At 68.3% G+C, this 11,741-nt stretch carries 13 protein-coding genes and 1 tRNA gene; 7 read left to right on the forward strand and 7 right to left on the reverse strand.

What is annotated here, in order from left to right; genetic code table 11:
• Nucleotides 1-4 precede the first annotated feature (4 nt).
• Together FVO59_RS05025 and FVO59_RS05030 are read right to left on the reverse strand one after the other, a co-directional pair.
• The gene (locus FVO59_RS05025; RefSeq protein ID WP_182255283.1) at nt 5-814 is read right to left on the reverse strand and encodes a phosphatidylglycerol lysyltransferase domain-containing protein; all 810 of its coding nucleotides are present in this window, start codon (nt 812-814) and stop codon (nt 5-7) included.
• A complete protein-coding gene (locus FVO59_RS05030) occupies nt 811-1,755 on the reverse strand; it encodes an ABC transporter ATP-binding protein (protein ID WP_182255285.1) in 945 nt (314 codons plus the stop codon). The genes FVO59_RS05025 and FVO59_RS05030 overlap by 4 nt, the downstream gene beginning before the upstream one ends.
• A gap of 346 nt (nt 1,756-2,101) precedes the next feature.
• On the opposite strand from FVO59_RS05030, the gene FVO59_RS05035 reads away from it, so the two are divergent.
• Nucleotides 2,102-2,175: transfer RNA gene (locus tag FVO59_RS05035), tRNA-Gly, on the forward strand.
• A 54-nt stretch (nt 2,176-2,229) separates the two neighbouring features.
• Here FVO59_RS05035 and FVO59_RS05040 read toward each other — a convergent pair.
• Both FVO59_RS05040 and FVO59_RS05045 read right to left on the reverse strand, forming a co-directional pair.
• Nucleotides 2,230-3,657: an MDR family MFS transporter gene (locus tag FVO59_RS05040; RefSeq protein ID WP_259363451.1), complete on the reverse strand. Its 1,428-nt coding sequence runs from the start codon at nt 3,655-3,657 to the stop codon at nt 2,230-2,232.
• Nucleotides 3,658-3,676: 19 nt separating this feature from the next.
• A complete protein-coding gene (locus FVO59_RS05045) occupies nt 3,677-4,042 on the reverse strand; it encodes a DoxX family protein (protein ID WP_182255289.1) in 366 nt (121 codons plus the stop codon).
• A 143-nt stretch (nt 4,043-4,185) separates the two neighbouring features.
• Here FVO59_RS05045 and FVO59_RS05050 point away from each other — a divergent pair, with 143 nt between their 5' ends.
• From FVO59_RS05050 to FVO59_RS05070, 5 genes are all read left to right on the forward strand, one after another.
• On the forward strand, nt 4,186-4,581 hold the full coding sequence (locus FVO59_RS05050) for a winged helix-turn-helix transcriptional regulator (protein WP_182255291.1): 396 nt from the start codon (nt 4,186-4,188) through the stop codon (nt 4,579-4,581).
• Between the two features lie 91 nt (nt 4,582-4,672).
• Nucleotides 4,673-5,251, forward strand: a complete 579-nt coding sequence (locus FVO59_RS05055) for an NADPH-dependent FMN reductase (RefSeq protein ID WP_182255293.1) — start codon at nt 4,673-4,675, stop codon at nt 5,249-5,251.
• 103 nt (nt 5,252-5,354) lie between these two features.
• The gene (locus FVO59_RS05060) at nt 5,355-6,200 is read left to right on the forward strand and encodes a pyruvate, water dikinase regulatory protein (RefSeq protein WP_182255295.1); all 846 of its coding nucleotides are present in this window, start codon (nt 5,355-5,357) and stop codon (nt 6,198-6,200) included.
• 74 nt (nt 6,201-6,274) lie between these two features.
• Nucleotides 6,275-8,626: a phosphoenolpyruvate synthase gene (gene ppsA / locus FVO59_RS05065; RefSeq protein ID WP_259363518.1), complete on the forward strand. Its 2,352-nt coding sequence runs from the start codon at nt 6,275-6,277 to the stop codon at nt 8,624-8,626.
• 142 nt (nt 8,627-8,768) lie between these two features.
• On the forward strand, nt 8,769-9,110 hold the full coding sequence (locus tag FVO59_RS05070; protein WP_182255299.1) for a protein-L-isoaspartate carboxylmethyltransferase: 342 nt from the start codon (nt 8,769-8,771) through the stop codon (nt 9,108-9,110).
• 37 nt (nt 9,111-9,147) lie between these two features.
• Here FVO59_RS05070 and FVO59_RS05075 read toward each other — a convergent pair whose 3' ends face one another.
• Nucleotides 9,148-9,549 carry a peptide ABC transporter permease gene (locus FVO59_RS05075; RefSeq protein ID WP_182255301.1) on the reverse strand — a complete coding sequence of 134 codons (402 nt, stop codon included), beginning with the start codon at nt 9,547-9,549 and terminating at the stop codon, nt 9,148-9,150.
• Nucleotides 9,546-9,905, reverse strand: a complete 360-nt coding sequence (locus tag FVO59_RS05080) for a DUF7882 family protein (protein WP_182255303.1) — start codon at nt 9,903-9,905, stop codon at nt 9,546-9,548. The genes FVO59_RS05075 and FVO59_RS05080 overlap by 4 nt, the downstream gene beginning before the upstream one ends.
• 123 nt (nt 9,906-10,028) lie before the next feature.
• Between FVO59_RS05080 and FVO59_RS05085 the strand changes: the two genes are divergently transcribed.
• Nucleotides 10,029-10,496, forward strand: a complete 468-nt coding sequence (locus tag FVO59_RS05085; RefSeq protein WP_182255311.1) for a MarR family winged helix-turn-helix transcriptional regulator — start codon at nt 10,029-10,031, stop codon at nt 10,494-10,496.
• Nucleotides 10,497-10,537: 41 nt separating this feature from the next.
• Here the strand turns inward: FVO59_RS05085 and FVO59_RS05090 are convergent, their stop codons facing one another.
• Nucleotides 10,538-11,734: a MalY/PatB family protein gene (locus FVO59_RS05090; RefSeq protein WP_182255320.1), complete on the reverse strand. Its 1,197-nt coding sequence runs from the start codon at nt 11,732-11,734 to the stop codon at nt 10,538-10,540.
• Nucleotides 11,735-11,741: the final 7 nt, after the last annotated feature.

Here is an 11,741-nt window from a genome sequence, read left to right on the forward strand (position 1 = left end):
GCTGTCAGGCATCCCGCCCGCGCAATGCGGCCCACCCGGCGACGAGCGACGCCGCCGACCAGGCGCCGAGCGTCAGCCACGACTCGGCCGCGTTCAGGGCGGTCAGGTCGGAGGGCAGGATGGCACTGGGCGCAGCGGACGCCGGCAGGTAGTTCGCCGCGTCGATCAGCCAGGTGAGGTCGGGCAGGAAGGTGCCGACCAGGCTGAAGATCACGGGCAGCACGAAGATGATGCCGACCGTGACCGCGATCGCGCCGGCGCCCGAGCGCAGCAGGAAGCCGAGCCCCACGCCGATCAGCGAGAACAGCGACATGGTCGCGGAGGCGGCGAGGATCGGCACGATCACCGCTTCGGGCTTCGCCCACTCGAACGACGTGCCCGCGTCGGCGAGGATCGGCGTGACGATCAGCGCCGCGGCGAGGAAGATCACCAGCGACACGACGAAGAGGAACGCCGCGAGCACGGCCGCCTTCGCCACGAGAACCGAGCCGCGCACCGGGTTGGCGGTGAGGGTCGAGCGGATCATGCCGGTGGAGTACTCGCCGGTGACCGAGATCACCCCGAGGATGCCGGCGAGCAGCATCGTGAACTGCACAGGGGCGACGATCACCATGATCGGGTCGGGAAGACCCTCCGGCAGATTCGCCCCGAACAGCACGGCGATGCCGACGGTCAGCACCGCGACGATCGCGACCGACCACCACGTGCCGCGCACCGACAGCAGCTTGATGAGCTCGCTGCGCAGCTGCCTGCCGAGCGAGACGTGCGACGCGGTGGTGGGGATGTGTGTGGCGCGGGCCTGGATGGCGGTCATGCGCGGGCCTCCTGGAGAGGGGCGACGTCCTGCGGGACCTCGCGGGTGCGGTATTCGACGGCGTCGCCGGTGAGGGCGAGGTAGGCGTCTTCGAGCGAGCCGCTCGCGGGAGTCAGCTCGTGCACGGCGATGCCGCGGTCGGCGGCGATGTCGCCGATGCGGGATGCCGGGAGTCCGGTCACGTCGAGTGTGAAGCGGTCGGAGCTGGTGACCTCGACGTCGGTGCCTGCGATCGCGTCTGCGAGCTCGGCGGCGCGGGGGCTGCGCACGTGAACGCGCTCGGTGGTCCACGCGCGGACGAGGTCGGGCAGGGCCGCGTCGGCGAGCACCTTGCCGCGGCCGAGCACGATCACGTGGTCGGCGGTCTGCGCCATCTCGCTCATCAGGTGGCTGGAGAGCAGCACCGTGCGGCCTTCGGATGCCGCGTGGCGCACGAACTGGCGCACCCAGCGCACGCCCTCGGGGTCGAGGCCGTTCACCGGCTCGTCGAGGATGAGCGTGTGCGGGTCGCCGAGCAGTGCCGCGGCGATGCCGAGGCGCTGGCCCATGCCCAGCGAGAACCCGCCGGCGCGCTTGCGCGCCACCGAGCCGATCCCGGTGATCTCGATGACCTCGTCGACACGGGAAGAAGGGATGCCGTGGGTGGCGGCCATGGCCCGCAGGTGGTTGCGCGCGCTGCGGCCGGTGTGCACGGCTTTGGCGTCGAGCAGCACCCCGACCTCGGCGAGCGGCGCCTTGAGATCGGTGTAGCTCTGCCCGTTGATCATGACGCGGCCGGATGTCGGTCGGTCGAGACCGACGATCATGCGCATCGTCGTCGACTTGCCGGCGCCGTTCGGCCCCAGGAACCCCGTGACGCTGCCAGGACGCACCGTGAACGACACGTCGTCGACGGCGACCTTGTCTCCGTACCTCTTGCCGAGGCCCTCTGCTGTGATCATGCCTTCGACGCTATTTCCCTGGCGCATCCGCGCGCGTCCGCCTGCAGAGTGACTCTCGCCGGGGCGCGTCATCCCGTGGTACTACGTCACGGGTGTCTCGAGCGCGCCTGTCGGGCGTCTCTCTGTCGGGCGTCTCTCTGTCGGGCGTCTCGGTGTCGGGCGTCTCGGTCTCGAGCGCGCCTGTCGGGCGTCTCGGACCATCCGGCCCGCGCACGGCGTGTACTCGGCACACCGGGCGTACCGGCAGCGTGTCGTCCGAGATTCCCGACGCTCACCCGACAGTCGGACCCGCCGCGTAGCCACCACCCGCACCTTTGTTATGCTTGCCAAGCGCCTCCGGGCGCACGGGGCTGTAGTTCAATGGCAGAACTTCTGCTTCCCAAGCAGACAGCGCGGGTTCGATTCCCGTCAGCCCCTCCACAGTGACCACGCAGCGCGGCTGAGGCGCTTCTCGCGCGGCGCATCCGTCCGTCTCTATCCAGGGGTGACGGGATTGCGGACGAACCAGCTGCCGACCACCGCGACCAGCGAGATGACGGCTCCGACCAGGAAGGCGAACGAGACTCCGTACGCCTCCGCCGGGATCTGCCCGGCACCGGATGCCATCGATCGAGCCGTCCCGATGCCGAGCACCGTCACGAACAGCGCGGTGCCGATCGCTCCGGCGACCTGCTGGACGGTGCCGATCGTCGCGGAGCCGTGCGAGTACAGCTTCGGCCCGAGAGATCCGAGCGCCGAGGTCATCAACGGCGTCATCATGAAGGCGACCCCCACCGAGAGCCCCACGTGCCCGAGCATGACGAGCACCGGAGGCGTGCTCTCCGAGAGCCTCGTCATCGCCCACAGCACCGAGCTGGCGAGCATCGCCCCGGGGATCACGAGCGGCCGGGGCCCGAACCTGTCGAAGAGGCGCCCGACGAGCGGGGCGATGAGTCCCATCACCAGGCCGCCGGGGAGCAGCAGCAGACCAGTGGTCACCGAGTCGACGCGCAGGACGTTCTGCAGATAGATCGGCAGCAGCATGATCGATCCGAACATCGCCGCCATCATCACCATCACCAGGATCACGGCGAGCGCGAACGGCCGGGAGCGGAAGACGCGCAGGTCGAGGAGTGCCCGCTCGGTGCGCTGCAGCATGAGCTGTCGCCAGATGAACAGCGCGAGGCCGACGATGCCGGCTGCCAGGGCGATCGACCCGGCGGTGCGCGACGTGTCGGTTCCTGCACCCAGTGCGCTGAATCCGTAGACGAGACCGCCGAAGGCGACCGCAGTGAGCGGCAGAGAGAGCAGGTCGAGCGGAGCGCTGCTGTGCGCTCCGATGTTGCGCAGCAGCAAGGCTCCGGCGGCGAGCATCAGCAGGGCGACCGGGAGGATCGTCCAGAACAGGAACTGCCAAGACAGGCTGTTCAGGATGAATCCGGACAGCGTGGGACCGAGCGCGGGGGCGACTGCCATCACGATCGTGATCCGTCCCATGAACCGCCCGCGCTCATGCGCGGGCACGAGGGTCATGATCGTCGTCATCAGCAGAGGCATCATGATCGCCGTGCCGGAGGCCTGGATCACCCGCGCGATCAGCAGCACCGTGAAGTCAGGGGCGAGCGCGCCGAGCAGCGTGCCCGCGCTGAAGGCCGTCATCGCCGCCAGGAAGACCTGCCTGGTCGTGAACCGCTGAAGCAGGTACCCGGTGGTCGGGATCACCACGGCCATGGTGAGCATGAACGCCGTGGTGGTCCACTGAGCGAGATTCAGAGAGACGCCGAGGTCGGTCACGAGGTGCGGGATGGCGACGCCCATCACCGTCTCGTTGAGCATGGTGGCGAAGGCCGCACCCAGCAGCAGCCAGATCGCGGCCTTGCCCGATGTGCGGGAGGGGCCGGTGGCCTCAGAGGGCAGAGTCACGGACGCAGTGGACATGTGGTCACACTCCTGCAAGACGCAGCGCGGCGACGGCGAGCCCGACGAGCATCAGCACGATGTTGGGCACGAACGGCTCACCGTGCTTGCGGTGCGCGAAGATCGCGAGGAACTGGATCAGCGCGAGGCCGATCGCGGCGATCGGGGTGAGGATGGGCGCCACGCCGATGAGCACCGGGATGATCACGCCGACCGCACCGAGCACCTCGGCGGCGCCGATGAGCCTGACCTGCGAGTCGCTGTAGTCGTCAAGGGTCGGCATCGGCCGGTCGCCGCCGTGCGGCTTCAGGATCTTCATGGAGCCGGCCATGAGGAATGCCAGGGCGAGGAAGCCGGACAGAACCCAGGTGAGAACGGTGAGGAGGATCACAGGAGGCCTTTCACAAGAACGAAAGTTACGATCGGTAACTGAGGTACGGTGGGTAAGTATTCCTCACGGGGTGGCAGGCACCGCAACGTGACCGAGTCACACCGAGGTAACCGACACGACGTGCCGACGATGAAGGAGCTGCAATGGAGATCGCGCACGAGCCACGCATGCATACGATGTGCGGGGGATCCGAGGCGGATGCAGAGGTGTTCCGCTCGATACTGTCGCGCGTCGGAGACAAGTGGAGCATGATGCTGATCGGGATGCTGCAGGACGGCCCCATGCGCTTCACCGAGCTCAAGCAGATGACCTCCGGGATCTCGGCCCGGATGCTCACCCACACCCTGCGGCAGCTTGAGCGCGACGGGCTCGTGGCGCGTGAGATGTTCGCCGAGATCCCCCCGCGTGTGGAGTACCGCGTGACCCCGCTCGGGCGCACGCTGATCGCCCCGATCCTGGTGCTCGCCGAGTGGGCCTCAACCCACCAGAGCGAGATCGCCGCGCATCGCCTGAAGTACGACCTCGAGACCGACGCCTGATTCCGGGAGCACATCCCTGGAATACATTCAATGGAATACATTCTCCTGAGACCGCGTTCATCCAGCCGTCAGCAACGGAAGGATCAGAACAATGTCGGAATCTCAGCCCCGCATCAGCATCATCGTCGGCAGCACTCGTCCCGTGCGGATCGGACGCCAGCTGGCAGACAGCATCGCCAAACTGCTCGCGCGGTCGACGAGCGCCGACGTGCGGATCCTCGATCTTCGCGAGATCGACCTGCCGATGCTCGATGAACCGCTCATGGCAGGCATGAACCAGTACACGCATCCGCACACCTTCGCGTGGGCCGATGAGATCCGGGCATCCGATGCGATCGTCTTCCTCACTCCGCAGTACAACGCCGGTTACCCGGCCGCGCTGAAGAACGCCATCGACTACATCTACGCCGAGTGGCAGGACCGTCCGGCCGCGATCGTCAGCTACGGCGGGCACGGCGGAGCAGCGTCCGCCAAGCAGCTGCGCGAAGTGCTCGAGTTCATCGGGATGGATCTGATCGACATCCAGCCGCAGCTCGTGATCCGGCGTGAGGACTACACCGCGGACTGGCACCTCGGCGCCCCGGACGTCGTCGTCGACCGGTACTCCGAGACGATCGGCGCCGTCGGTGCCGCCCTGGAGTCGCGCGTGCAGGGGCTCGCCGCGGCGTGACCAGCGCTCGCGTGCAGGGACTCCTTTCAAGATCATAAGATTCGGTGATCTTTACCCCCGGGAGTGGCGAAGGTTCCTCTGATCCTCCGCATAGGGTCGTCTCATGGCCGAGACGACCCTCAGCGACAAGACCACGACGCGCGCCGTGCGCGCCGCGTACTTCGTGTCGGACAGCACGGGCATCACCGCCGAGACCCTGGGCAACGCCCTGCTGGCCAACTTCCCCGGCATGGTGTTCGTCAAGCACACGGTCCCGTTCGTCGACTCGGTCGACGCCGCGACGACCGTCGCTGAGCAGATCGCGCAGGATGCCGCAGGCGGCCTCGAGCCGCTCGTCTTCACCACGGCCAAGAACCCCGCGGTGCGCACCGTGCTCACCGCCGTCCCCGCCACGCACATCGACCTGCTGAGCGGCCACCTGAGCGAGCTCGCCGAGGCTCTCGGCACCCCACCGTCCGAGCAGCTCGGCCAGTTCCACACTCTGGGCGACGCCACCGAGTACTTCGCCCGCATGCGCGCGGTCGAGTACGCGATCGAGCACGACGACGGACAGAGCAGTCGCGCCCTCGACCTCGCCGACGTGATCATCGTCGCCCCCAGCCGCTGCGGCAAGACCCCCACCACGATGTACCTCGCACTGCAGTACGGCCTGCTCGTCGCGAACTACCCGCTCACCGATGACGACTTCCCCAGCGACGGCCTGCCGCCTCTCATCGAGAAGTACGCCTCGCGGTGCTTCGGACTCACCACCACGCCGCTGCGGCTCAGCCAGGTGCGCCACGAACGCCGCCCCGACTCCCACTACTCGAGCCTCGCGCAGTGCACCACCGAGCTGCGCCGCGCCGAGAAGCTGTACGCCCGCAACGGCATCCCCTTCCTCAACTCCTCGACGAAGAGCGTCGAGGAGATGTCCGCAGTGATCCTGCAAGCCCTCGGCCTCCGCCGCTGACCACACTCAGCCTGACCACCCTTCAGACGAAAGAGCTCCTCGTGACCAACATCCTCTGGTTCGATCAGATCGGAATGGCCGACCTCCCCCAGGTCGGCGGCAAGAACGCGTCGCTCGGCGAGATGATCTCGAATCTCGCCGACCTGGGAGTGCGGGTGCCGGGCGGCTTCGCCACGACGGCGGACGCCTACCGCCGCTTCCTCGAGCACGGCGGGCTGCGCGAGCGCATCCGCGACGCGATCGCCGGTCTCGACACCGACGACGTGACGCGTCTCGCACTCGTAGGCACCGAGATCCGCACGTGGATCATCGAGCATCCGCTGCCCGAGGATCTCGAGCGGGACATCCGCGACGCCTACGGGCAGCTGGTCGCGAAGGACGCCGACCCCGAGGGCGTCACCTGGGCCGTCCGCTCATCGGCCACCGCGGAGGACCTCCCGGACGCCTCGTTCGCCGGCCAGCAGGAGACCTTCCTCAACGTGGGCGGGATCGAGAACGTCCTCGCCGCGATCCGCAGCGTCTACGCCTCGCTGTACAACGACCGAGCGATCGCCTACCGGGTGCATCACGGCTTCGACCACGACGAGGTCGCCCTCTCGGCCGGCGTGCAGCGCATGGTGCGCTCGGACATCGGCTCGTCCGGGGTGATGTTCACCGTCGACACGGAGTCCGGGTTCGACGAGGCGGTCTTCGTCACCAGCTCGTACGGGCTGGGTGAGGCCGTCGTGCAGGGCGCGGTGAACCCCGACGAGTTCTACGTCTCGAAGCCGGCGCTGCGAGCGGACCGCCCCGCGATCCTCAAGCGCTCTGTGGGCGAGAAGGCGATCGCGATGCGCTACACCGACAGCAGAGAGGCGGGCGCGAGCACCGCGTTCGTCGATGTGCCGGCCCCGCAGCGCCAGCTGTTCTCGATCACCGATTCCGAGCTCACCGAGCTCGCGAGGCACGCCCTCGTCATCGAGGCGCACTACGGCCGCCCGATGGACATCGAGTGGGGCAAGGACGGCGTCGACGGGCAGCTGTACATCCTGCAGGCTCGTCCTGAGACGGTCGTGTCGCGGGCGTCGGCGAACGTGATGCGCCGGTTCCGCCTGCAGGAGAGGGGCACCGTCGCCGTCGAGGGCCGCGCCATCGGTCAGCGCATCGGCGCAGGTCCCGTGCGCGTGCTGCGGGACGCCACTCAGATGAGCGAGTTCCAGACCGGCGACGTGCTCGTGGCGGACATGACCGACCCCGACTGGGAGCCGATCATGAAGCGGGCATCCGCCATCATCACCAACCGTGGCGGCCGCACCTGCCATGCCGCGATCATCGCCCGCGAGCTCGGCATCCCGGCCGTGGTCGGAACCGGCGACGCCACGCGAGTGCTGGCCGACGGCCAGGAGGTCACGGTCTCGTGCGCCGAGGGAGACACCGGCGTGGTGTACGAGGGCATCCTGCCGTTCTCCGAGGAGGAGACGGCGCTCGACAGCATGCCCGAGGCACCCGTGAAGATCATGATGAACGTGGGCACCCCCGACCAGGCGTTCTCGTTCTCCCGCCTGCCGCACCGGGGCGTCGGCCTCGCGCGGCTCGAGTTCATCATCAACCGGCAGATCGGCATCCATCCCCGGGCGCTGCTCGAGCACGACTCCCTGCCCGACGATCTTCGCCGGCAGGTGGATGCCCGCATCGCCGCCTACCCGTCGCCGCGCGACTACTTCGTGCAGCGGGTCGTCGAGGGCGTCTCGATGCTCGCGGCGGCCTTCGCCCCCGAGCCCGTCATCGTGCGGATGAGCGACTTCAAGTCGAACGAGTACGCCAACCTCATCGGCGGCGAGCGCTACGAGCCGCACGAGGAGAACCCGATGATCGGCTACCGCGGCGCCTCGAGGTACATCTCGCCCGACTTCCGCGAGTGCTTCGAGATGGAGTGCGAGGCGCTGACGTTCGTGCGCGACGAGATGGGCTTCACGAACGTGCAGGTGATGGTCCCGTTCGTGCGCACCGTCGCCGAGGGTCAGGCCGTCGTGGAGCTGCTCGCCGAGAACGGCCTGCGTCGCGGCGAGAACGACCTCAAGGTCGTGATGATGTGCGAGGTGCCCACCAACGCGCTGCTGGCAGACGAGTACCTCGAGCACTTCGACGGATTCTCGATCGGGTCGAACGACATGACTCAGCTGACCCTCGGTCTCGACCGGGACAGCGCCCTCGTCGCCGACACCTTCGACGAGCGCGACCCCGCCGTGCTCAAGCTGCTGTCGATGGCCATCGAGGCCTGCCGTCGTCACGGCAAGTACGTCGGCATCTGCGGCCAGGGCCCGAGCGACCACCCGGAGCTGGCGGAGTGGCTCGTCGAGCAGGGGATCGAGTCGGTGTCGCTCAACCCGGACACGGTCGTCGAGACCTGGCTGCGTCTCGCGCGGAGCCAGCCCGTCGGCGCCTGATGCTGTCGAATCAGCGCTGACCGGAGGCGAAGGAAGCCTTCGCGTCCGGTACGCGGAACGGCTCTTCCAGGCCCCGGTCAGTGCGGTCGGCTACGTTCGGAGTGAGCGCGTCTGCGCTCGTCTATGAAACACAGGTGCCTGCATGCCATATCGCGACCGGACCACAGTCGAGCGCTGGGTCAACGAGTACATCGTGTCGCACAGCGCTGATTCGCTGGGCGTCGCGGTGCTCGACAACAACTTCGAGTCGGGCCCCAACTCGGGCATGGTCGTCGTGACGCTCCGCTCCGCCAGCACGATCACGCTGCTGCACCCCGAGATCCGTCTGGGGCTGCCCGTGTGGGTCGTGACGTTCGAGGGTCGCAGTGCGTCGATCGACATGGATGACGCCGACCTCCGCCTGCTCGCCGACGATATCGCCCGGCTCGCCGAGCTGCGCTCGTTCCTTCAGGAGAAGACCGACGCGGTCGTCCTCGCGCACTGACCGCGGCGGCCCCTCGGCCGCCCTCCTGGGCGGTCGCTCAGCCTGGAAGGGCTGTGAGGAGCGCGCCCAGCGCGGCGGTCGCTCCTGCGACGATCCCCGCCGACGCGGCGATCGGCCGGATCATCTCGCCTAGGCGGCGATCCCGGATGCGTGCGCGCTCCGGCCTCCACGACAGCACCGCCGTCTTCGCATCCGACAGCTCCGCGAAGCGGCCGATGGGCGCGCTGGTGCCGTCGAACGCGACGAAGTGCCCGTCGGGCGTCGTGTCGATCGAGCCGACGTACTCGCCGGCCCTGGATGCGACGTGGAAGCCGGTGTCGACCTTGCTCCAGGTCACCGGCCGCGGCACCACCGACACCGAGGTGGACGCGCTCGGCACCGGCGATGCCGCTGCGCCCGGGACGAACAGTCGCCCCGCGGGGTGCTCTGCGATGGTCATGCCACACGCGCCAGGGTCGGGGTGCGAACGTCGATCTCGGTGATCTCGCGCTCGATCACCTGATCGCACAGGTCGATGACGACTCCGGCCGACGAGTTCGCCTGGTCGGCGAGCTGCTGCAGGTAGGTGCGGTCGAGCTGCTTGGCCGCCTCGGCGTCCATCTGGAACTGCAGCGGGATCGAGCAGTGCAGCCAGATGCTCGATCGCTCGACTGCTCCATCGGTCAGTCGGTCCCACGAGAGCGAGAAGCTCTCGTTGCGACGCAGCTTGGTCGAGATCAGAACCTTCAGGTGAGCGAGGATCCGATCCGGCATCTCGATCGGATCGCCGGTGGCTCCGTAGTGCAGCGTGCCCATGTCCACTCCTCTGGTCGGTGGGGAATCTGATGTGAGAAAACTTACTCAGATCAAAAGTAGTTTGTCAAACTACATATCCGCCACACTTCATGGTTTGTTATGATCGATGTCGAGGAGGGGCACATGAGCGATCACGTGAGTTCCGAGACCCAGATCATCGACGCGCTCCGGCAGTACCAGGAAGCCGACAGCGCGATGCATGCCCGCGCCCGCGCGGCCTCATCGATGTCGGACAACGAGATCCGGATCGTCCAGTACCTGCTGACCGCAGCCCGCAATGACGCGACGGTCACCCCGACGGCGCTGTCGAAGCACCTCGGCGTCACATCCGCCTCTATGACGGCCCTCCTCGACCGGCTCGAGCGCGCCGGAGCCATCGAGCGCGTGCGCCATCCCTCCGATCGCCGCAGCCTCGTGATCACCGCCACTCCGCTCGCCGAGCGCACCGTCGGCGCTCCCGTCGTGGCGTTCCAGCAGGCGACGCGTCAGATCGCCGCCGACCTCACCGAAGCCGAGCACGCCGCCGTCGTCAACTTCCTCGGCAAGCTCACCGCAGCCGTCGACCGGGCCGGTCGCACCGCCGGCATCTGACCCCGTCTCCGGCCTGCCGACCCCTAACGAGGACTGCCCGCTCAGCGCGTCAGGGCCTCGGCGATCCGCAGGACGGCTTCACGGATGATCGGCCGAGGGGTGGCGAACACGAAGCGCGTGCACCCGATCGCCGCCTGACCGCACAGGGCTCCATCGGTCATCGAGACTTTGGCGTTCTCTCGGAACCACGTGCCCAGATCTGCGTCCGCACCCAGCTCTGCCCACAGACTCGTGCCGCGGAAGTCGAGCAGGGCGATGTACGTGCCCTCGGGCACCGTGACCCGCACGCCGGGCAGATGCTCTGCCACGAGCTCGGCGAGCAGCGCCCGGCTGCCGTCGAGGTACTCCGTGACCTCGGCCAGCCACTCGGCGCCGCTGGTGTAGGCGGCCAGCTGCGCGATCACTCCGACCGTCGCGGTGCCGTGTCCGGCCCAGCCGCCGTCGGCGTCCCACGCGGCGCGGGTCTCGTCGTTCGAGAGGATCAGCTGAGCGCACTTGAAGCCTGCGAGGTTCCACGCCTTCGACGCCGAGGTCGCCGTCAGGGTGTGCTCGGCCGCGGCATCCGACACCGATGCGTACGGGATGTGCCTGGCGGGTGCGTACACGAGCGGTGCGTGGATCTCGTCGGCGAACACCCGGCCACCGGCATCCGACACCGTCTCGGCGAGCGCCAGCAGCTCGTCCCTGGTGGCGACCGTGCCGAGCGGATTGTGCGGGTTGCAGAGCACGAGCAGCTCGCCGCCATCGGCGAATGCTGCCGCGACGGCGTCGAGGTCCATCGTCCAGCGCCCGTCGACCTCGAGGCTTGGCACCTCGATCACCCGCCGTCCGTGCCGCAGGGGCACATCGAGGAACGGCATGTACGCCGGCGTCGGCACGATGACGGCCGCCCCCGGCTCGGTGTAGGTGGTGATGGCGAACTCGTACGCGGCGATCACGTCTGCGACCAGGCGCACGTCGTCGGCCGGCACGGCCCAGCCGTGCTTCGCGGCGTACCAGTCGGCGACCGCCTGCTGCAGCGCGCGCGCCGTCGGCTGCGGCAGGTAGCCCGTGAAGCCGGCGCGCAGCGCATCGGAGACGGCATCCGAGATCGCAGGTGCCACCCCGAAGTCCATCTCGGCGATGAACGTTCCGATCGTGTCGGGGAAACGGGTCCACTTCACGCTGCCGGCCTGCCGCAGGTCGGCCTCGGTGATGGCATCGAACGGGTGCGCGGTCGTGAGGTCGGCGAGGCTCATACAACCA

It is taken from the genome of Microbacterium esteraromaticum, assembly GCF_014084045.1.
In the GTDB taxonomy this organism is placed as follows: domain Bacteria; phylum Actinomycetota; class Actinomycetes; order Actinomycetales; family Microbacteriaceae; genus Microbacterium; species Microbacterium esteraromaticum_D.